Annotated in this window: 22 protein-coding genes; 14 read left to right on the top strand and 8 right to left on the bottom strand. The window is 68.2% G+C overall.

The annotated features are described in order from the left end of the window. Positions 1-72: 72 nt before the first annotated feature. Complete coding sequence (locus AWC24_RS00565) at positions 73-732, bottom strand: O-methyltransferase (protein WP_085081576.1); 660 nt, start codon at positions 730-732, stop codon at positions 73-75. Positions 733-852: 120 nt separating this feature from the next. On the opposite strand from AWC24_RS00565, the gene mymT reads away from it, so the two are divergent. Continuing rightward, a complete protein-coding gene (mymT, locus tag AWC24_RS00560) occupies positions 853-1,002 on the top strand; it encodes a copper-binding metallothionein MymT (RefSeq protein ID WP_085081571.1) in 150 nt (49 codons plus the stop codon). Between the two features lie 42 nt (positions 1,003-1,044). Here mymT and AWC24_RS00555 read toward each other — a convergent pair whose 3' ends face one another. From AWC24_RS00555 to AWC24_RS00545, 3 genes are read right to left on the bottom strand one after another with little or no spacing between them, the layout of a single operon-like run. Then, the gene (locus tag AWC24_RS00555) at positions 1,045-1,551 is read right to left on the bottom strand and encodes a TIGR04338 family metallohydrolase (RefSeq protein WP_085081570.1); all 507 of its coding nucleotides are present in this window, start codon (positions 1,549-1,551) and stop codon (positions 1,045-1,047) included. Beyond that, positions 1,548-2,309, bottom strand: a complete 762-nt coding sequence (locus AWC24_RS00550) for a DUF2786 domain-containing protein (RefSeq protein ID WP_085081575.1) — start codon at positions 2,307-2,309, stop codon at positions 1,548-1,550. Before AWC24_RS00550 ends, AWC24_RS00555 begins: the two co-directional genes overlap by 4 nt. A 45-nt stretch (positions 2,310-2,354) precedes the next feature. Then, entirely contained in the window at positions 2,355-3,203 is an 849-nt protein-coding gene (locus tag AWC24_RS00545) for an alpha/beta hydrolase (protein ID WP_085081574.1), read from the bottom strand. A gap of 48 nt (positions 3,204-3,251) precedes the next feature. On the opposite strand from AWC24_RS00545, the gene AWC24_RS00540 reads away from it, so the two are divergent. Beyond that, positions 3,252-3,995 carry a glucose 1-dehydrogenase gene (locus AWC24_RS00540; protein ID WP_085081569.1) on the top strand — a complete coding sequence of 248 codons (744 nt, stop codon included), beginning with the start codon at positions 3,252-3,254 and terminating at the stop codon, positions 3,993-3,995. A gap of 14 nt (positions 3,996-4,009) precedes the next feature. Here AWC24_RS00540 and AWC24_RS00535 read toward each other — a convergent pair whose 3' ends face one another. Both AWC24_RS00535 and AWC24_RS00530 read right to left on the bottom strand, forming a co-directional pair. Continuing rightward, on the bottom strand, positions 4,010-4,486 hold the full coding sequence (locus AWC24_RS00535; RefSeq protein ID WP_085081568.1) for an LppA family lipoprotein: 477 nt from the start codon (positions 4,484-4,486) through the stop codon (positions 4,010-4,012). Positions 4,487-4,575: 89 nt separating this feature from the next. Beyond that, entirely contained in the window at positions 4,576-6,483 is a 1,908-nt protein-coding gene (locus tag AWC24_RS00530) for a putative alpha/beta hydrolase (protein WP_085081567.1), read from the bottom strand. A 123-nt stretch (positions 6,484-6,606) separates the two neighbouring features. Here AWC24_RS00530 and AWC24_RS00525 point away from each other — a divergent pair, with 123 nt between their 5' ends. Next, complete coding sequence (locus tag AWC24_RS00525) at positions 6,607-7,329, top strand: pirin family protein (protein ID WP_085081566.1); 723 nt, start codon at positions 6,607-6,609, stop codon at positions 7,327-7,329. Positions 7,330-7,462: 133 nt separating this feature from the next. Beyond that, complete coding sequence (locus AWC24_RS00520) at positions 7,463-8,539, top strand: phosphodiester glycosidase family protein (protein ID WP_109560263.1); 1,077 nt, start codon at positions 7,463-7,465, stop codon at positions 8,537-8,539. A 31-nt stretch (positions 8,540-8,570) separates the two neighbouring features. On the opposite strand, the gene AWC24_RS00515 is transcribed toward AWC24_RS00520, so the two are convergent. Together AWC24_RS00515 and AWC24_RS00510 are read right to left on the bottom strand one after the other, a co-directional pair. Next, positions 8,571-9,311, bottom strand: coding sequence for an Rv1363c family protein (locus AWC24_RS00515; RefSeq protein ID WP_407663460.1), 741 nt, complete (start codon positions 9,309-9,311; stop codon positions 8,571-8,573). An 80-nt stretch (positions 9,312-9,391) separates the two neighbouring features. Continuing rightward, the gene (locus tag AWC24_RS00510; RefSeq protein ID WP_407663459.1) at positions 9,392-10,030 is read right to left on the bottom strand and encodes a hypothetical protein; all 639 of its coding nucleotides are present in this window, start codon (positions 10,028-10,030) and stop codon (positions 9,392-9,394) included. 322 nt (positions 10,031-10,352) lie between these two features. Here AWC24_RS00510 and AWC24_RS00505 point away from each other — a divergent pair, with 322 nt between their 5' ends. From AWC24_RS00505 to AWC24_RS00460, 10 genes are read left to right on the top strand one after another with little or no spacing between them, the layout of a single operon-like run. Beyond that, positions 10,353-11,222 carry an MlaE family ABC transporter permease gene (locus AWC24_RS00505; RefSeq protein WP_085081564.1) on the top strand — a complete coding sequence of 290 codons (870 nt, stop codon included), beginning with the start codon at positions 10,353-10,355 and terminating at the stop codon, positions 11,220-11,222. Positions 11,223-11,224: 2 nt separating this feature from the next. After that, entirely contained in the window at positions 11,225-12,082 is an 858-nt protein-coding gene (locus AWC24_RS00500; protein WP_083037125.1) for an ABC transporter permease, read from the top strand. Then, positions 12,083-13,687: an MlaD family protein gene (locus tag AWC24_RS00495; protein ID WP_085081563.1), complete on the top strand. Its 1,605-nt coding sequence runs from the start codon at positions 12,083-12,085 to the stop codon at positions 13,685-13,687. It begins immediately after the preceding gene. Beyond that, a complete protein-coding gene (locus AWC24_RS00490; protein ID WP_083037123.1) occupies positions 13,684-14,775 on the top strand; it encodes an MCE family protein in 1,092 nt (363 codons plus the stop codon). The genes AWC24_RS00495 and AWC24_RS00490 overlap by 4 nt, the downstream gene beginning before the upstream one ends. 10 nt (positions 14,776-14,785) lie before the next feature. Next, on the top strand, positions 14,786-15,832 hold the full coding sequence (locus tag AWC24_RS00485; RefSeq protein ID WP_085081562.1) for an MCE family protein: 1,047 nt from the start codon (positions 14,786-14,788) through the stop codon (positions 15,830-15,832). After that, on the top strand, positions 15,829-17,034 hold the full coding sequence (locus AWC24_RS00480) for an MCE family protein (protein WP_109559423.1): 1,206 nt from the start codon (positions 15,829-15,831) through the stop codon (positions 17,032-17,034). Before AWC24_RS00485 ends, AWC24_RS00480 begins: the two co-directional genes overlap by 4 nt. A 56-nt stretch (positions 17,035-17,090) precedes the next feature. Further along, positions 17,091-18,287 (top strand): MCE family protein, encoded by a 1,197-nt coding sequence (locus AWC24_RS00475; protein ID WP_085081561.1) that lies wholly within the window; start codon positions 17,091-17,093, stop codon positions 18,285-18,287. Then, positions 18,284-19,534, top strand: coding sequence for an MlaD family protein (locus AWC24_RS00470; RefSeq protein WP_085081560.1), 1,251 nt, complete (start codon positions 18,284-18,286; stop codon positions 19,532-19,534). The genes AWC24_RS00475 and AWC24_RS00470 overlap by 4 nt, the downstream gene beginning before the upstream one ends. A 19-nt stretch (positions 19,535-19,553) precedes the next feature. Then, positions 19,554-20,147, top strand: a complete 594-nt coding sequence (locus AWC24_RS00465) for an Rv1363c family protein (protein WP_085081559.1) — start codon at positions 19,554-19,556, stop codon at positions 20,145-20,147. Positions 20,148-20,157: 10 nt separating this feature from the next. Next, positions 20,158-20,940 (top strand): mannan-binding family protein, encoded by a 783-nt coding sequence (locus AWC24_RS00460; protein ID WP_085081558.1) that lies wholly within the window; start codon positions 20,158-20,160, stop codon positions 20,938-20,940. Positions 20,941-21,061 lie beyond the last annotated feature (121 nt).

Genomic DNA, 21,061 nt, shown 5'->3' with positions numbered 1-21,061 from the left:
GACGATCTTGGCGGCATGCGGCGATGGCATCACCCATGCTAACAAGAGCGTATGAATTAATGACTCAGGACACTAGGACACCATGGCCAGCGCGAAGCCGTCCCACCCCTTGGCCCCGACCGTCTGAATGGCGGCGGCCTGTAGTCGCGGGTGCTCGCCCATCAACTCCAAGACGTCCCGGCTACCACGGGCGGTCGCATCGCCGGATGCCGGCTGCAGGATCGTCCCTTCGCGGATCACGTTGTCCACCACGATGACCGCCCCGGGGCGGCACAGTTGCACCGCCCAGTTCAAGTAGCCGACATTGTTCTCCTTGTCGGCGTCGATGAACACCAGGTCGAACGGCTCGCCGGTCAGCGTCGGCAGGGTCTCCAGCGCCGGGCCGACGATCACCTGCACCCGATCGCCGAGACCGGCACGGTCCAGATTGGCCCGGGCGACGTCGGCGTGCGTGGGCTCGTACTCCAGCGTCACCACGGCACCGCCGGGCCCGGCGGCCCGCGCCAGCCAGATCGTGCTGTAGCCGCCGAGGGTGCCGATCTCGAGGATGCGGGTGGCTCCGGTCGCGGTCGCGAGCAGGTTCAAGAACTTGCCCTGCTGCGCCGAGACCGCGATGGACGGCAGCCCGGCGGCGTCGCTGGCGGCCAGCGCTGCCTGCAGGTCGGGGTCGTCGCCGGTGAAGATGCGGTCCATCAGGGTATCGACGTCGCGGGGCGTGGGGGTTTCGGTCACATCCACCGAGGCTAGACCGCAATTAGGATTTCCGCGTCCGGATATCTTTACCCCATACCCCTATGGGGTATATAGTCGGCGGACCGGCACCTGCCGGCCAGCGAGAGAAAGGTGCGACACATGACGAACTATGAAGCGGGGACCGTCTTGACATGCGGTCACGAAGGTTGCGGATGCCGCGTCCGGATCGAGGCGCCGTGCCACTGCCAGGGGGCGGGCGAGGCTTATCGCTGCACCTGCGGTGACGCGTTGGTCCCGGTCAGCGGCTGAGGAGCAGCGGCCCCGGTGACGCACGACGACGACCGTTAGGCGTCACCGGACGCCCTCCTTGGCGAACACCACCCGCAGCACATAGCCCGCTTCCGGGCCCATCACCAACTCGGTCAGCTCACAGAACGTCGCGACGAACTCCGGGCCGTGCGGCGGCCGGGCGTCACACAGGTGGTGCGCGATCTCGTGCAGCACCACCAGTTCCCGCAACGCCCAGTCCGCGCCGCGTTGGTCCGGTACGGCGATAACGCCAGCGTCGCCGGTCTTTTCGTAGTGTGCCGCAGTGGCGCCGCGGCGTGCGCGAACCGTCAACAGACCGGCGTCCGGCCACCGGGCGCGCACCGCCGGCAACGCCAGTACGTCCTCGAGGTAACGGCTGACCGCCGCCACCGAACCGAAGCGGCCCTCCGGCGGCAGGGTCATGCCGGTACCGAAGAACTCCACACTGCGGGAACCGGTTTCAGCCGCCCTCTCGAAGAGGGCCCGCACGAACACCTCCGCGGCGTAAACCTTGGCGCGCTGGGTGTCGCGCTCAAAGTGCCCGCTCACCGCTCCAGCGCGGACCGCGCCACCGACAGTTCGGTGTCATCCCCCAGCCGCGCCCGCCGGCCGGCCCGGTCCCCGGCCCGCCGCGCCGCCGACGAATACCCGGCCGAGGCCCTGGTCGCCCGCCAGGTGCCCCGCGCCCGCGACGCACCCCGGTAGAAGTCGGTGAGCTCAAGTTCCTTGTTGCGCAAGGCGATCGCAGTTCCCGGTGGCCGCGCACGGTCTTCCTCGGCCGCCCTTCGGGTTTCGTCGCGGGCTTCGGCCAGCCGCTGGCCCACCCGGGCACCGAACGCCAGGTGGAAGTTCAGCCGGGCGGTGATCGTGGGCGTCGGCCGATGCGCGCCGGTGGCGAGGTAGGCGTCGGCGGCCCGGACCATCTGGACGACCAGGCTGGCGTAGAGCGCATGGGTGGCGTCGATGTCCTCGGCGAAGCCGTAGGCGTAGACGAAGGTGGAGTTCGACGCCACATCGCAACGCACGTCGTTGGCCGCGGCGATTCCGACGAACAGCTGCACGTAGGTGCGCAGGCCCTTGGTGCCCGGTGAGCCGATGGTGATGGTGTGCTGCACCGGGGCGGTGGCCGGTGTCCGTTTGGTGGCATGCGCCCGGGCCACCGCCAGATCGATGGAGGTCGCGGTGGCCAGCCGCTGAGCTGCCGCCATGAACGCGTCGGCTTCGTGGGCGTTGTCGGTGCCTTCGGCCTGGCGCAGCAGTGCGGCGATACGCGCCAGCATCTTGTCGTCGGATAGGGCGCTACTCATGGCGGCCACGCTAACCGACGCCGGCGACATCGCGCCGACGGCGATTCACAGCCGCGCGTCGATCCAACCCACCACGTCGTCGAGCACCTGTTCGCGTTCCGGTTCGTTGAACACCTCGTGGTAGAGCCCCGGATACACGGTCAGCCGCACGTCGGCGGATCCGACGCATCCCACCAGGCGCTTGCTGCCCTCGGCCGGCACCAGGCCGTCGTCGGCGCCGTGCACCACCAGCAGCGGCGCCGTCAGTGCCTGCGCCCGCGACGGCATCGTCTCGCCGACCTTGATCAACGCCCGCGCCACACCTGCCGGAACCCGGCCGTGGTGCACCAGCGGATCGTCGTCATAGGCGACGACCACCGCGGGATCGCGGGACACCAGGGCGCTGTCGAGCTTTTCGACCGGCAGACCGGGAGCGATCGCGCCGAGCGCTTTGGCCACGAACGCCAGCGGCGGCGACACCGTGTCGGCCATGTCGACCGCGGGACCGGACAAGACCACCAACTGGTAGTCGTCGGGGCGGTCGACGGCGTAGCTGAACACGATCGCGCCGCCCATGCTGTGCCCGAGCACCACCCGCGGCAGCCCGGGGTGCTCCCGAGAGCCGATATCGGCGAGGGTGTGAAAGTCGCCGGTGTACTCAGAGATGTTGCGGCACAACACCCGTTTGCCGCCGGATCGGCCGTGCCCACGGTGATCCAGCGCGTAGGTCACCAGTCCCGCCTCGGCGAACCGCGCCGCGACGTGGTCATAGCGGCGGGCATGCTCCCCGAAGCCGTGCGAGAGCACCACCACCGCGCGCGGATCCGCGGCCGGCGTCCAGGTGTCGTAGACGATCCGCACCCCCTGGACACCTTGGACACCTTGGAAGGTTCGCTCGGTGCGGGTTACGGCCACCAAGGCAGCGTAACGGGCAAACACCACGCCCCGGTAACCTGAGGCGCCATGGGACGAGTCGAGGGCAAGGTTGCGCTGATCAGCGGCGGCGCACGGGGCATGGGCGCAGCGCATGCGCGGGCATTGGCCGCCGAGGGCGCGAAGATCGTGATCGGCGACATCCTCGACGAGGAGGGCGCTAAACTCGCCGCCGACCTCGGCGCCGACAGCGCCCGATTCGCCCACCTGGACGTCACCTGCCCCGAGCAGTGGGACGCGGCGGTTCAGCTCGCCGTCGGGGAGTTCGGCGGCCTCGACGTGTTGGTGAACAACGCCGGAATCGCCAAGTACAACACCATCGACAACTTCGACCTCATCGCGTGGCAACAGCTCATCGACGTCAACCTGACCGGCACCATGCTGGGCATGCACGCGGCCGTCGCGCCGATGAAGTCGGCCGGCGGCGGGTCCATCATCAACATCTCCTCGGTGGAGGGGATCCGCGGCTCCGCCGGCCTGTACGGCTACGTCGCATCCAAGTGGGGCGTGCGCGGGCTGGCCAAGGCCGCCGCCCTGGAACTGGCGCCGCACAACATCCGGATCAACAGTGTGCTGCCCGGCCTGATTCGCACCCGGATGACGATCGCCATCCCCGACGACGCGCTGCAGATTCCGCTGGGCCGGGGCGCCAAGTCAGCGGAGGTGTCGACCGCGGTGGTGTTCCTGGCCTCCGACGAGTCGGCCTACATGACCGGCGCCGACCTGGTGATCGACGGGGGCCTGTCCGTGGGCATCCCGCACAAGACCGGCTAGGCACCGGCGGGCGGTCACTTCGCCTCGCGCGGCAGCCGGCACCCGGTGTAGCCGGACACCACCAGGTTGCCGCGGTAGCCGACCTTGAGGTACAGCCCGGTGGGACCGTAGAAGCCGACGTCGTGGTTGCCCGGCTGGTCCTGCATCACCTGGAGTTCGGTGGCGTCCAGCTTCGCGGCCGCGATCCTGGCGGCCTCCTGGATTCTCGCCCAGTGCTGCTCGGATACCGCGACCTTGACCGCCACCTCGTCCGCCAGCAGGTATCCGCGGGCGTTGGCCTGCTCATACGGCCGTCGCTGGCACCCTTCGCCCGAGCCCTCATGCGGGTTCTCCCAGACGATGCCCGAAATGAGTTCACTTGCCGCCGTGGTGATCTCCTTCATCGCGGCCTGCACCTGGACCCGGGTGTCTTCAAACGAGGGCAGCGATCTCAATTCTTCGAGCGCCTGGGCTGCTTCGGTGGGCGGGGTGGGCCCGTAAGGCTGGTTCACGTGACATCCTCCTGTTAACGCGGCGGCGACTACCGTGCCGACGAGCAGCCGGTGGAGTCGCCCGTTCAGACCGCTGATGCTGTGGTGTCTCATTTGCCTTCAATCGGATTCGTGCCGGCCAGGACGGCGGCGATGTTGTAGTTGGTCGTTCGCAGCCCTCCCCCGTCCGGGAAGCGCGGATAGTCGCTGTGGCCGTGCGCTTCTTGCAGGCTGACCGTTCCACCATGCCCGTCGGGTACGGTGGCCGCCCCGGTGGCCAGCTGGGTGAAATTGGGATTCGTTGCCGGATTCGGGCCGAAGTCACCGAATTCGTTGTTGAGGTAGGAGCCCAGAATCGGGATGCCCTGGCCGAATGTCCTTGCGTCGTACACCCATTGGATGGGGTCGTCAGGGGCCTCCATGGCGAACACCTGGCCGGGCTGCAGGTGCAGCTGTTCGGGCGTGGCGGCCTCGATGCCGGGAGATCCGTAGAACAGTGCCCGCGAGACCCCGTGGTCACCGGGTTCCTGCAGCGCCAGACCGGTCGTCAGCGAACCGTAGGAATGCCCGATCGCGGTCAGATCAGCCGGGCCACCCAGGTGCGAGGCCTGGATCCCGTCGTAGAAGCGGGCCAGGTCGTGAGCACCGTCCCGGGCCAGGTCGTCGTGGGTGACGCCCCAGATACCGGCCAGCGATGCGCCCCGATCGTCGAAGCCGGGCACTTGCGGCGGGTCATAGCCGATCCAGGCGATAGCCGATACCGAGTCGTTCTCGTGTCCGGGAGACAGCCCCAGCTGCCGTAGCGCTTCGCCTCGCAGGTGTGTCGCCTCATCGGTCATGCCCCCGATGGCGCCGTGGACCGTGGTGTTGAGTCCCGGAGCGGTGACCGACACGTGGGTGGCCTTGTCCGGGTCGCCGACGGCGATGGCAGCGCGGGCCTGCGCACCGCTTTCGGTGTCCAGCAGCATCAGTTTGCGATCCGGACTGACCTGCAGTGCCGCGTCGACGGCCTGCAGGTCGGGTAGGTACTCGGCGCCGTCGCGCGCGGCGTCGTATCGGCGTTGCCAGTCCTCGTATGCCACCCGGTCGGCGAAGATCGCCCCGGGTTCGTTGGGCCGGGGGATGTTGTCGCCGGCCGCCCAGTCCGGGTGCTGGCTCCGCAGCGCGTCGGCTTGCGTCGCAGCGGCCCGCGCCCGGGTCAATTCGTCGGCCAGGTGCAGCCGGTTGTAGTGGTCGTAGCCCAGGTGGTCCGGCGGGTCGCACGGCATACCCGGATGGTTGCCGATGTTGTGGTCGGAGTTGTAGAGCCAGTCCTTCTGGCCGGGGGTGAGACTGTTCCAGTAGTCGTTGAACTCCTTCGGGTCATCGGGCACCGGGCCGGGCGGGGGCGCCGGCGCGTCGGCGTCGAACGGGTGCAGCTGGGCATCGGGGTCGTAGCCGTCCCTGACCCTCAGGTTGGTCAGGGCCTGCTGCAGCGCCTTGGAGTAGGTGTTGCGGATGACCGTTCCGTTGTGCAGGGCGGTAGCGGTGTCCCCCTTGGCTTGCCGGTAGCACTGGTCGATCTCGGTGCTGTAGTCGTGGCCCTCGCTTTCCAGGTCGAGGTAGTGGCCGACGAGGCGGTCCAGGCCCTCCAGATTGGCGTTGAGCGCCGTGATGTTGGCCCGCGAAGCGGCGCGGGCCTGGGCCAGGGCGCCGGCGATGGTCTCCAGATCGGCGGCGATCCGGCCCAGTTGCTCGGTGCTGGCGTGCAGGCCGTCTTTGACGCGTCGCACTTCGGCGCCGTGGTTGATCGGCTGCTCGCCGCTCTCGCGGTGGTACTGCTCGAAGTGTTGCCGGGCGGTGCGGAATGCCTGCTCGGCGGCGGTCGCCGATCCGGCGGCCTGGTGGAACGCCTGGGCCAGGAAGTCGATCTGGGTGGGGCTGCCGGCCTGCAGGCTGTCATCGACCGCCCAGGGGTCGCCCCCGGCGTGGGCGATGAGATCGGCGAGCTGCAGGTGTTGCAGGTTGGGGCGGCTCACGGGCCGGCACCGGCGTCGTCGCGCGCGCCGGTCTCGACGAACATCGCTGCCCCCTCCGTATCAGCTCGGCGGTTGCAGTGAGACTACCGGCAGCGGCCGTTGTGCACGTTAACCTTGAGCGTCATGACGGGTTCGCTCGACGTGCGGCGGGCCGCCGACCGGGCGGTCACCCGCGCGCCCTGGCTCACTTCGCGGCATTCGTTCTCGTTCAACGACTACTACGACCCGGACAACACCCACCACGGGCTGCTGCTGGTCAACAACGACGACGTGGTCGAACCGGCTGCCGGGTTTGATACTCACCCGCACCGCGACGCAGAGATCGTCACCTGGGTGCTCTCCGGTGAACTGACCCACCGGGATTCGCTCGGCAACTCCGGGGTGATCCGCCCCGGGCTGGCCCAGCGGATGTCGGCCGGCACCGGCGTCCGGCATTCGGAGCGGAACGAATCCGCTACCGAGCCGGTGCATTTCGTCCAGATGTGGATCATGCCGGACACCTCCGGCCGCACACCGGGCTATCAGCAGCAGCAGATCGGCGACGCTCTGGCGGGCGGTGGGCTGGTGACCGTCGCCTCCGGCAGTGACCCGGGCGCCGCGATCGCCATCGGCAACGCCGGGGCCACGCTGTACGCCGGCCGTCTGCAGCCGGGCGACAGTGTCGAATTGCCCGACGCTCGCTACGTTCACCTGTTCGTCGCGATCGGCCGGGTCGACCTGGAGGGCGCCGGCGAGTTGGACGCCGGTGATGCGGTTCGCTTAACCGGCGGTGGCGGTCAACGGGTGCGCGCCGAAACGCCGGCGGAGATCCTGATCTGGCAGATGCACGCAGCCCTCGGTGGCTGATCGCCGGGTAACCGATTCGCCACCGACGCGGCACAGTCCGATCACGGCACGCTGCGCCCGGGGTTTCTGTGGCTAGCCTAGGAACCTGGTGTCTGCCGGTCCGGAGCCGAAGGGGCAAACAGTGTCGACTCCAATGGCTTTCGTGCGCCGCCTGGCGGCAGGCTGCAGTGCGGTGCTGCTCTGCGCCACGCTGACGATCGGCCCGGGCCTGCCGACCGCCCGCGGCGCCGCCCAAGACCAGTTGGCCGCCGCGATCGCCCGCACCCCGGGCTCCTACCTGGTCTACAACTTCGGCGGCGGGCACCCCGCCCCGATGCTCAACGCTGCCGGCGAATGGTACGAGATGTCCAGCGGCGGACACCTGGTCGTGCTCAAGGCCGCCTCGCAGCGCATCCAGCCGCACCTGCTGGTCGACAGTCACAGCGGTGTCCAGAGCCGCTGCGAACGCGATCCGCGGGCCCGTACCAGCGAGGGACTGATGCAGGCCTCGGAGCTGTACACCCCGCTGCAGGCCTGGCAGGCGCTGGGGCGGCCGATGGTGGCTGTCAACGCCAACTTCTTCGACATCCGCGGTCAGCGCGGCGGATCCTGGCGGACCACCAAGTGCAGTTCACCGCTGGGCGCCTACGTGGACAACACCCGCGGCAAAGGCCGGGCCAACGTCGCGGTCACCGGCACCATCCCCTACGCCGGCAAGCAGGGGCTGTCCGGCGGCAACGAGCACTGGTCGACGCTGACCACGATGATCCTGCCGACCCGTGGCGCACCGTATGTGCTGTGGCCACGCGGCGGCCGCGACGGCGGAGACTACGACGCGGCCGGGCCGACGATCGCCGCCCTGGTGGAACGCGGGGAGCGGTTCGTCGCGGTGAGCGGGCTGGGGCTGCTGGCGCCCGGCGTCACCGGGCAACTCAACGACGGGGGGCCGAGCGCGGCGCGCACCGCCCTGGGCTATTCGCAGGCCAAGGATGAGATGTACATCTTCCAGGGCGGCCACTACACCCCGGACAATATGCAGGATCTGTTCCGCGGCCTGCACAGCGATCACGCCGTCCTGCTCGACGGCGGTTCCTCGTCGGCGGTCGTGCTGCGCCGCGACGCCGGCGGCATGTGGACCGGCGCGGGTGTGCCGCGCGGGTCATGCGACACCGCCCAGGTGCTGTGCGATGCCCACGAACGCGCGCTGCCCAGTTGGTTGGCGTTCAATTAGCGGCGGCCGCAAGCGCGGCGTCGCGAATTGCTCAGGGCATGTCGACCTTGGCGGCCAGCCAGCGGCCGTTCACCTTCTCCATCGTCATCACGATGCGACTCCGGTCGATCTTCGGTTGGGGCGCGGCCTTGTTGCTCACCGACTGATCGATGAACAGCATCACCTCGACCTTGTGCTTGGTGGCGGACTTGACCGCCGCGTCGATGACGGTGCCGTGTGCGGCGGCCTTGTTCTCGATCAGCAGTTGACGGAGCTGCTCGCTGGACGCGGCGTACATGTCCTTGAATTCGCCGGTCGCTCCGTCGAGGACATCGACGAAGTTCTTGTCGATCGCGGCCGGGTCCACCCCGGTCAGGACCAGGGCATACTTCTCCGCCGTCTCGAGGGCCTGCGCGGCGGCCACCGCACGCTGATGGTGGGTGAACAGTAGCCAGCCCTCGTAGCCGGCGACGATCAGGCCCAGCGCCAACACCGCAGCGGCGATCCAGCGCAACCGGGATCGTCTCGACGCCGCGACGGTCTGGCCGCCGGCCTCGTCGGGGGAATCCTCGGGCGCTTCGTCAGCGGCCTCGTCGTCCAGATCCTCGTCGTCCAGATCCTCGTCGTCCAGATCCTCGTCGTCCAGATCCTCGTCGTCCAGATCCTCGTCGTCCGGATCCTCGTCGTCCGGCGCCTCGGGCTCGTCGGTCTTCGTTTCGGGCTCGTCGGGTAACTCGACTGCCGTCTCGGCGTCGGCCGCTGCGTCCATGTCTTCACGGTCCGACACCTGCACCACCCTCCCTGGCCTCCCCTGGGCCGAGCTGCTCGGCCGCAACGCACCCGAACCTACCGGAACCCGGGGCGGCCGGGCGGTCAGGTGCAGGCTCCGGAATTCCGCAATGCGGCCCCCCACCCGGCCGCGGAATCGATGTGCGGACGGGTGAAGCCCGACGGCTGTTTCTTGCGCATGCTGTCGGCGATACGGGAGAGCTGGAACAGCACCCCGGTCAGCTGTTCACCGCCGTAGATCGGTGAGTACGGGCCGTAGTTGTCGGGGGTGTTGCGGATCGTCAGCGGCTGCAGTCGCGGTCCCAGAAAGCCGGTCGACCGGTCGATGTTGGCCACCACCGCGTCCGCCTGCGACTGCACACCGGTATAGCCGTCGCGGCGCCCGGCCAGGTCGCGGTTGAAGGCGTTGATCTGGCTCAGCAGCGGGTCGAACTGCGCGTCGAACCACTGGCACGAGTCCGACATGCCGCCGATCATCTCCGGGGTGACCTGATAGGTGAAGGTGTCGTAGGGCCAGAAATCCATATGCGGCGACCAGTCGCTGGGCGCCGGCGTGAACACCGGAAGCACCGGTGGATGATCCGGGTCTGCCAGGGCCGGCCCCGGTGCCAGCAGGGCGGCCGTCGCGGTGAGGCCGGCGACCATCCCGGCGGCGGACCGCACCCACCATCGCTGCATCGCCACCCTCTCCGCCCGGAGTTCATCCGGCTCGAGTATCGCCATCCGAGCCATCTTCGGCACGCTGAATCCGCGAAATCGGTGCTACCGCTGAGTAACTGGCCCATAACTCGAGTCATGTTGCCCGAAGCGCCTCTCGGCGGGCATGGCGTCCGACATCATGTCCGGATGCACGGTGACGGCGAGGCCCGATGAGCTCTGTTCGCGCCGCCGCGACCCGCATCGACCCGCGCCACCCACCGGCCGTTCCGAGAATCGCCGAACCCTACCTCGGAGTAAGCACGGTGGCTACCATGTCCGCCATGGATCATCGGCCCAACGGGGAATCGGCGGCGCCGGGTGATCCCAAGTTCATGATCGGCAAGCGATGACCACCCGGGACGAGCGTGAATTAGCTGATCAACCCCCCCTCGACGGGGTCGCGGCCATCGGGGACTGGACCGTCGGCTACGTCAACCGCCACCCGCTGGCATCGCTGACCACGGTCGGCGAGCAGTGCGTGCTGGCGGTGCGCACCGTGCAGTACTTCTTCATCGACCTGTTCAGCGGCCGGTTCCAGTGGGGCGAGTTCGTCCGGCAGAGCGCGTTCATGGCCAACACCGCGGTGCTGCCGACGGTTCTGGTGGCGCTGCCGATCGGGGTGACCCTGTCCATCCAGTTCGCGCTGCTGGCCAACCAGGTCGGCGCGACGTCACTGGCGGGCGCGGCCGCCGGGCTGGCCGTGATCCGGCAGGCCGCATCGCTGGTGGCGGCGATGCTGATGGCCGCCGCGGTCGGTTCGGCCATCACCGCCGACCTGGGCTCACGCACCATGCGCGAGGAGACCGACGCCATGGAGGTGATGGGGGTCTCGGTGATCCGCCGACTGGTGGTGCCGCGGTTCGCCGCGGCCATCATGATCGGCGTCGCCCTGACCGGCATCACCTGCTTCGTCGGCTTTCTGGCCAGTTATCTGTTCAACGTCTATTTCCAGAAGGGCGCGCCCGGTAGCTTCGTGGCGACGTTTTCATCGTTCGCCACCACCGGCGACATGATCGTGGCGCTGATCAAAGCCGTGATCTACGGCGCGATCGTCGCGGTGGTGTCCTGCCAGAAGGGCCTGTCCACCAGGGGCGGGCCGGCCGGCGTCGCCAATTCGGTGAACGCTTCGGTCGTCGAGGCGATCTTGGTGCTGATGATCGTCAACGTCGGCATCAGCGAGCTCTACAACGTGCTCTACCCCCGGACGGGGCTGTAGAGATGACGGCGTCTCCGTATATCCCGGCAATCGCACGCCCGATGCTGCGGGTCTACCGCATGATGTCGGCACCGACCATCCGGCTTGGCCACATGCTGGTTTTTTTCGGCCGCGCCGCAGCCGGTGTCCCGACCGTGCTGCGCCACTACCGTAAGGAGTTCCTGCGGCTGCTCTCCGACATCGCCTGGGGCAACGGCTCCATCGTGGTCGGGGGCGGCACCGCCGGGGTGGCCCTGGTACTCGGCTTCACCGCCGGTGCGCTGGTGGCGATCGAGGGCTACAATTTCCTGAATCTGCTGGGGCTGGGCCCGGCGACCGGCATCATCTCCTCGCTGGTCAACACCCGTGAGCTGGCGCCGATCATGGCGTCGCTGGCGTTCGCCATGCAGGCCGGCTGCCGCTTCACCGCGCAGCTCGGCGCGATGCGGATCGCCGAGGAGATCGACGCGCTCGATGCGATCGCCATCAAGCCGATCCCCTACCTGGTCACCACCAGGCTGATGGCCGCGACCATCGCCGTCATCCCGCTGTATGTGGCCTGCCTGGCGACCACCTACCTGACCTGCCAGGTGGTCACCGGCGTCATCAGCGGCGGGTCCATCGGCCCGTACCTGCACTACTTCACCATGATGCTGTCCGGACAAGACATCGTCTATTCGGTGCTCAAGTGCGTGGTGTTCGTGTGGTTGGCCTCCACCGTGCAGTGCTACTACGGCTTCTACGCCGCCGGCGGCCCGGAAGGTGTCGGGGTAGCCGCCGGTCGCGCCATGCGGGCGTCCATCACGATCGTGATCATGGTCAACATGCTGCTCACGATGGCGTTGTGGAGCATCGACGCCGGCGCAAGGTTCGGTGGCTGAGTGGGCAACTCCCTCGACCTCGACGGCCGCGGCCCCTCCGATCGCCAACTCCTCGGCGCCGGGGTGGCGGTTCTCGCGGTGATCGCGGTGATCACCACGGGCCTGCTGGCCAAGTCCACCGGCATGCTCAACAGTTACGTGCGGGTGGTGGCCGACCTGATCAACGTCGGCGACGGGCTGCCCGCCCAGTCCGACGTCAAGTACCGCGGCCTGTTGGTCGGCAGCGTCACCGACGTCATCCCGGCGGCCTACGGCAAGCCCAACTACGTGCACATCAACCTCAAACCCGACCACGCCAAGGACATCCCGGCCTCCGTCACCGCCCGGGTGGTGCCGTCCAACGTCTTCGCGGTGTCGTCCATCCAGCTCGTCGACCCCGGCGACGGCGCAGCCGGCGACTCGATGATCCGGGACGGCACGCACATCGCCGAGAACGGTGAGCTGTCCACGGTGATCTTCCAGACCACGGTGTCGAAACTGCGCGACATCCTGGCCGCCACCGGCCGCGGCCGCGAGGACCACAGCCTGGGAATCCTGGCCGCCGTCGGCGCGGCCACCGACAACCGGCGGGTCAAACTGCTCGGCGCCGGCGCGAACATGTCCCGACTGCTGGAGCAGCTCAACGGCATCGTCGCCACCGAGCCCGGACCGTCGACCGTCTCGGCCCTGCTCGATGCCACCCACGGCCTGCAGTCGACCGCCCCCGATCTGGTCGACGCGCTGCATCAGGCGGTCCAGCCGATGCGGGTGTTCGCCGAGAAACGCGCCGAACTGGCCTCGCTGGTCGCCGGTGGCCAGCACACCGTGGGCGTCTCCCGGGAGGCGTTCGACAACCACATCGATCAGCTGATCCAGATCACCCACGACCTCACGCCCGTCGTCGGCGTGCTGGCCAACAACGCCGACAAATTCGTCCCGATCTTCACCCGGGTCAACCGGCTCTCCGACAAGTTCTTCGACCAGCTCTACGACCCCAAATTGGTCACCCGGAGCATGCGCGCCAACCTGTCCTTCACCCCGTTGCACACCTACACCCGGGCCGACTGCCCGCAGTACGGCGAGGTGAAGGGGCCGAGCTGCTACACCGCGCCGATGATCTCGGTACGGCCCGAACTGCCCGAGACCATGCTTCCGCAGAATTACCGCTTCCCGGCCGGACTCGAGCCGCCGCCGGGCACCGAGATCGGCCCGGACGGGAACCTCCGCGCGGTCGGGCCGCCGCTGATCAACCCCGATCGCAGCCTCGAGGACACCAACCCGCCGCTGCCGTGGTGGACCGGGCCGTTCCCGCGCGTCCCCAGCAATGCCGACCCGCTCGACCCCGCTCCCCCGCCGCCGCCGGAGCCGCCGATCCCGGCCCAGCCCCACGCGCCGGAGTGGCAGCCGCCGTCCCCGGTCGCGCCCGCCGCCTACAGCGGCAATGTCGGATTCGCCGCTTACGGCGGGAATGTCGGACCCGTCGGCAGCCAGACCGAACGCAACCAGCTCGGCCTGATCACCGGGCAGCACGAACCGGCGTCGGTGGCGACCCAGTTGCTACTCGGGCCGGTCGCGCGCGGCACCACCGTTTCATTCGTCCCCGCCGGCACGGGAGATCACAAGTGACATTCCGCGGCCCACTGATCGGCCTCTCCATATTCATGGTCGTCTCGACGGTGCTGACCTGGCTGGTCTACGCCACACTGCGACGCGACGTCGCCGGGGCCACCACGCCGTACGCGGCGGTGTTCACCGACGTGTACGGGTTGCGCGAAGGCGACGACGTCCGGATGGCCGGGGTGCGGGTGGGCCGGGTGGAGAAGGTCGAGCTGGACGGGAAGCTGGCGAAGGTCTCGTTCATCGTCCAAAACGACCAGAAGCTGTACGGCAATACGGTCGCATCGGTGACGTATCAGAACATCATCGGCCAGCGCTATCTCGGGTTGTCGCTGGGTGCGGGCGCGGGCGCCCCCGACCAGGACCGGGTGCTGCCCCGCGGCAGCGTCATCGGAGTGGAACACACCGAACCGTCCTTCGACGTCGGCGCCCTGCTCAACGGCTTCAAACCGTTGATGTCGCTGCTGAATCCCAAGCAAGCCGACGATCTGACCAAGGGGGTGCTGCAGTCGCTGCAGGGCGACCAGGCGTCGATCGCTGCGCTGGTGGATCAGTCGTCGACGCTGACCGCCACGCTGGCCGGGCGCGACGAGATGCTCGGTGACCTGATCACCAGTCTCAACCGGCTGACCGGAACCATCGCCGGACAGAACGATCAGTTGGACCACGCCCTCAACCAGGCCCGGCGGGCGGTCACCGACCTGGATGCGCGCCGCCCGGCATTGCAGTCCTCGGTCGGCTCGCTGGCCCGGGTGACGCGGCAACTGTCCAACATCGCCGACGAGGTCTTCCCGTCCTTCGAGGAGATGGTCAACCGGGAACCCGGGTTCACCAAGCACATGGCGGGGATCGAACCGCAGCTGGCGTTCACCGGCGCGAACCTGCCGCTGCTGCTCAAGGGCCTGGGACGGGCGTTCGGGGAGGGCGCCTACGGCAACGCCTACCTCTGCGACCTGAATGCCACCGGTTTCTTCCCCGGCCTCAACGACATCACCACGATCATCGTCAACGCCGCCACCCCCGGCAATGCCCGCCCGATCACCCGGGAGAACCTGGCGTGGCACTCGCCCCGATGCCGGAACACCGTCGATGGGTAGCGCCGGGCCGATGCGGAGCGGCGGATTCCTCCGCCGGTGGCGGGAGCGACCGCTGGAGTCCTACCACACCACCTGGCTGGGATTCGGCGCGCTGGCCGTGGTGGCGGTGCTCGTCGCCGCGGCGCTGTTGGTCAAGGTGCTCGGCGTCGGCTACACCCGTTACACCGCCGAGTTCGCCCAGGCCGCCGCGCTGGCACCCGGCAACCCGATCGTGGTCGCGGGCATCGAGGTGGGCCGGGTGTCGAGCATGCGACTCGCCGGCAACCACGTCGAGGCCGGCCTGACGGTGCGCAACGACATCCCGCTGGGCAAGGACACCCGGGCCAAGATCCAGGTGATGACGATCCTCGGCTCCCGCTACCTCAAGTTGGAGCCCGACGGCCCCGGTTCGTTGCCCGGCAAACGGATCAGCCTCGCCCACACCGAGGTGCCCTACGACCTGGAGTCGCTGCTCGAGGACGCCACCACCACGTTCGACCAGGTCGACTCCGACCAGTTCGCGCAGTCGCTGGCGGTGCTCGGCCAGCAACTCCAGGGGATGCCGCCGATCATCCCGCGGGCGATGGCCAACCTGCATTCGCTGGCCAAGGTCACCGCTGACCGGCGCGATCAGCTCGGCACACTGCTGGCCAGCACCCAGCGGGTGGCCAACACGCTGCACAACCAACAGACGAACTTGGGCAACCTGGTCGATCAGGGCCAGGATCTCATCGGGGAGTTGGTGTTGCGGCAGCACACTTTTCACGCGATGCTGGCGGCGCTGACCAGTCTGACGGGCAATCTGAACAACGTCGTGGTCAACGACCGGGCGATGCTCGACGACATGCTGGTCAACGTGCGCTCGCTGTCGGACATGCTCGGCGAGCACGACGACCTGCTGCGCAGCCTGATCCAGTCCGCGCCGCCGCCGTTGCGGGGTATCACCAACGCCACCGGTTATGGCCCGGGCATCGAGTTCTTCGCCGGCAACGGGATCGCGATCGACTCGTGGATGTGCGCCATCAGCGGCCGCGCCAAGCAGTTCGGCATGATCGAGTACTTCAAGGACTGCAAATGAGCGCGCCCCCGAGGATCGCCGCCGATGACCCGATCGAGGAGCCGGATGACCCGGGTCCGTCGACCCGCCAGGCACTCTCGGCAGGCTCCGGCCGGGACCGTCGGCGCCTCAGGGCGATCGTGACGAGCCTGATCGCCGGCGCGCTGGTCGTCGCAGGCGTGGCCGTCTACTACCTCAAACCGTTCGGTGGGCACATCACCGTCACCGCCCAGTTCGACAGCGCCGCAGGGTTGTACGAGGACAATGTGGTCGCGGTGCTCGGGATGCCGGTGGGCAAGGTCAAAAAGGTCACCCCGAAGGGCGAATACGTCGAGGCGGAGTTCACCGTCGACCGCGGGGTGAAGGTGCCCGCCGATGTCCACGCGGTGACCATCAACACCTCGATCCTCACCGCACGGCAGATCGAGTTGACGCCGGCCTACGCGGGCGGCCCGGTGCTGGCCGACCGCACCACCATCGGACTGAATCGCACCCGGACACCGGTGGCGTTCGACCGCGTGCTGGACATGCTCGACAAGGTCTCCAAATCGCTCGGCGGCGACGGCAAAGGCAACGGGCCGATCGCCGATGTGATCAACGCCGGCGCCGACATCGCCGACGGCAACGGCGAGAAGATCAAATCGGCGCTCGGCGAGTTGTCCCGGGCCCTGCGACTCAGCTCCGACAACGGCGAGGCGACCGGTGATCAATTGACCACGATCATCACCAATCTCAGCTCACTGATGGACGCGGCGGCCCGCAACGACGCCAAGTTGCGTCAATTCGGCTCCACCACCCGGCAATTGGGTCAGATGCTCGCCGACGAGGACTTCGGCACCGGCAGCACCGGTCACAAGTTCAACGAGATCATCACGCAGGCGACCACGCTGCTGCAGGCCAACCGGGACAACCTCAAGCAAGCCGTCCTCAACGGCGACACGGCAGCGACGACGCTCGTCGAAAAGCAACGCGACCTGGCCGAGCTGCTCAACCTGCTGCCGTTGACGTTGGAGAACCTCTACAACGCCGTCGACACCAACAACGGGGCGGTCCGGCTGCACGCCCTGGTCGACAAGATCCTCGTCGACAGCCAAAGCACCAAGGAGCTGTGCAACATGATGCACCTTCGCCAGTTGGGTTGTGGCACCGGAACCTTGGCGGATTACGGCCCGGATTTCGGGCTGACGTATGTGCTGGACGGCCTTTCGATGATGGGGCAGTAGACGTGACGCGACGACTGGGGTCCCCGAGGGCGGCACTGGCCCTGCTGTGCAGTGCAATGGTGGTCTCGTCGGCGGCGGGCTGCGGCACCAATGGCCTGGGCAGCCTGCCGCTGCCGGCGCCCGGCATCGGCAGTGGGGGATATCGGATCACCGCGGTGTTCGCCAACGCGCTGAACCTGCCCGGGCACGCCAAGGTGAAGCTCGCCGGCGCCGACGTCGGTCAGCTAGAGTCGATGGTCGCCCGCAACTACACCGCGGTCACCGAGCTGCGGATCATGGACGGTGTCCGGATCCCGGTGGGCAGCACCGCTGAACTGCGGTCGGCGACCCCGCTCGGCGACGTGTTCGTCGCGATCAAACCGCCGGCCCGGGTCGACCCGTCGGCCCCGCTGCTGAAGGGCGGTGACGTCATCGGACTGGAGTCCACCGCGTCGGCCGCCACCGTGGAGTCGGTTCTGAGCTCGGCAGCGCTGCTGGTGAACGGCGGTGCGGTGCAGAACTTCACCAACATCGTCAACGGGGCCGGGAAGGCGACCGGCGATCAGGGCGAAGCATTCGGGAAACTGATCAACCAGTCCAACGACCTGCTGGCGAAACTCAACGCCCGCTCCGGTGAGATCGAGACGGCGCTGCGCGAGACCAGCCGGCTCGCCGACCGGCTCGACGCCCGCAGCGCCGCGCTGACCGAGATGCTCGACGCGGCCGGCCCGGCCACCGACACCCTGGTCGACAACACCAGTCAGCTCGCCGACCTCGTCGAGGAACTCGGCGCCACCAGCCGACAGCTGGCGCGGTTCCCGTCGATCGCCGGCACCGACGATTCCGGGCACAGTTTCGTCAAGGACGCCAACGTGATCGCCGGCGCGTGGAACGACGTGGCGACCGATCCGGACACCAGCCTGCGCGCGTTGAACCGGATAATGGCGCCGTTCATCAAGTCCATGGCCGGCACCGGTGTGGCGGTGCACGCTAGCATCGACCGGCTGGTGTGGGGTTCGATGCCCGACGCCGGGTTCAAAGGCGATCCGGCGTTCCACGGCCCGAAGCGCTACGACTGGGCCAAGATGGCCGGTTCGATCAAGTACGCACTCTGGCGGCTGCAGGAACGCGTGGTGGGTCGTGGTCCGGACTCCGACATGGGCCAGGCGCCGTGGACGGCGGTCGGTCCGCCGATCCCCCCGACCCCGGCCGAGGCTGAGGCCGAGGCCGAGGCCAACGACCCGGGCCTGATGGGGCAGGGGCCGACACCATGATCGATGCTGTCAGCCGTCGGATCGTCGCGCTGGTTCGCGCCGGTTACCGGCGAAAGAACCTGCTGTCGGGCCTGGCGTTGACGATGACCCTGGTGGTGGCGACCGCCTACTTGCTGGTGGGGGCGCTGCAGGTCAACCCGACTCGCTCGACCTACCAGATCACCATCGCGCTCCCCGATTCCGGCGGGTTGCTCACCAATCAGGACGTGTCGGTTCGGGGGGTCCCGGTGGGCCGGATCGAGTCGCTTCGGGTCAGCGCTACCGGTGTCGACGCGGTCGCCAGCATCAAGTCGACGGTGAAGATTCCGGCCGACAGCAAGGTGCGCGTCTCGGGCCTGTCGGCCGCCGGTGAGCAGTACATCGACTTCGAGCCCCCGTCGAACGCCGGGCCGTTCCTGTCCGGCGGGAGCGTCGTGTCGCGGGACCGTGCGACGACCCCGATCCCGATCTCGCAGTTGCTCGCCGACGCCGACGGCATGCTGGCGCAGACCGATCCGCGCAAACTGGACTTGATCAAGAAGGAACTCAGCCTGTCCGACGAGGGTCCCCAGAAGCTCACCGATATCGTCGACGGCGGCTCGTTCCTGCTGTCCACCCTGGATTCGGTGCTGCCGGAGACGGTGAGCCTGCTGAAGTCGAGCCGGGTGGTGCTCACCATGCTCAGCGACGTCAACAACGGCTTGGCCGTGACCTCGGCGAACCTCGACAAGGTGTTCAAGGGAATCAGCCCGATGATGGGCGGCTACCGCCGGTTCGTCGACCAGGGACCCGGGATGCTGTCGGCGGTCGACGGGCTCTTCGACGACAACTCCGACACCATGGTCGGCCTGCTGGCCAATCTGGCCACCACGGCGCAGCTGCTCTACATCCGGGTTCCGGCGCTCAATGCGCTGTTCCCCGACTACCGCCGGTCGACGGTGGAAGCGCTCGACTCGGCCATCCACGAGGACGGGATGTGGGCGACGGTCGACATCTACCCGCGCTACACCTGCGATTACGGCACACCGCGGCGCCCGCCGTCGGCGGCGGACTACCCCGAGCCGTTCTTGTACGGCTATTGCCGCGACACCGACCAGTCGGTGTTGGTGCGGGGCGCGCACAACGCGCCGCGCCCGCCCGGGGACGACACCGCGGGCCCGCCGCCCGGCGCGGACCTGGCTGCGACCACCGACCCGACCCCCAAGGGGCGCTACACCATTCCCACCGAGTACGGTGGGCCGCCGCTGTTGATCGAGCCGCCAGGATGATGTTCAAGGAGATGCCGCGGTGAGCACCACTGACGAACCGGCCGCCGAAGACACGTCCGAGGACCGCGACGAGGTGGAAACCACCGCGGGCGAACCGGAATCGACGATCATCGAGGATCCGGCGCCCGGCCCGCCACCGCCGAACCGGTTGGCGATCGCCGGCATCGCCGCGGTCTACCTGACGGTGTTCGGCTTGGTCGTGGGCCTGGGTTGGCAACTGTGGCAGCAACACCGGGTCGCTGCGGCAGGGGAGGCCGGCCAGCGCGCCGCCGTGGACTACGCGCAGGTGTTGACCAGTATCGACTCGAACAAGGTCGACGATGACTTCGCCGCAGTGCTCAACGGTGCGACCGGCGATTTCAAGGACACCTACACCAAGGCCAGCGTTGAGCTGCGCCAGCTGCTGATCGACAACAAGGCGTCAGCGCGCGGCACAGTGGTGGACTCGGCGGTCCAGTCGGAGACCGCCGACAAGGTGGTGGTGCTGGTGATGGTCGATCAGGCGATCACCAACACCGCGCGCCCCGACCCGCGGGTGGACCGCAGCCGGATGAAGATGACGATGCAGAAGGTCGATGGCCGCTGGCTGGCCGGCAAGGTCGAATTGCCCTAGGAGGGAAGCTATGTGGGCGACCCGGCTACTGACGGGCGTGACAGTGGCGGCCGTGATGGCGTCCACGGCACCGCAGGCCGGCGCCTCGGCGCCGTCGTTCTGCAGTGGGCTGGGCGGCGCCTGGGACGGCCACTACTGCAGCACCGAGGTGCGCTCCGAGCGGCAGGCCACCCGCTACATCCGGATGGCGGTGCCCGGGGACCTGATCGACCACCCGGTCGCCGGGCCGCCGATCCGTGACTACCTGTCGAAATTGTTCGGCAACTGGCGCGCCAAGGGCGCCTCGATGGTCGCCGACAGCTGGGGCAACGAGAATTTCGAGATCTTCCAGCACGGCGACGCGCTGAGCGTGGTCTTCCACGAGGACTACCACTCCGACGGGCCGTACATCAACAATGCCTACCGCACCTTCACGTTCGATATGGCCGGTGGGCGGCAATTGCAGTTGGCCGACATCGCCAAACCGGGGGTGGATCCGTTCGCGACGATCCCGCAGCTCGGCGAGCCCTACATCGTGGAGGCACTGGACCGGGCGTTCTGGGAGCACCGCCCCGGTGACTATCCGTTCGTTCCGGAACGATTCACTCCCGACAAGGTCTTCTCCGGAGGTTACCGGTCATGGGCGCTGACCCCCGACGAGCTGATCCTGTACATGCCCGACTACCCCGTCAGCCACGATTCTCCGATCCAGTACAACCAGATGCAGTGGTACATGGACGGCGGGAACGTCCAAGCGCATATCCCGCTGTCGGCGCTCAGTTCGATCCTGCGCCCGGAATACGGCGGCGCCTGACGGGCCTATCCTTCGCCGAGATTGAACTGATGCAGGCGAATCCGCGGGCAGATTCATACGGTCAATGCAACGTCTCTGATTAGGAGGTTGCAATGCCGACTGGGTTCCCGACTCCGTGGCC

This window comes from Mycolicibacter senuensis, assembly GCF_002101885.1.
Classification (GTDB): domain Bacteria; phylum Actinomycetota; class Actinomycetes; order Mycobacteriales; family Mycobacteriaceae; genus Mycobacterium; species Mycobacterium senuense.
Note: the sequence above shows the minus strand (reverse complement) of the source record. Positions and strands in the feature narration are given on the sequence as shown.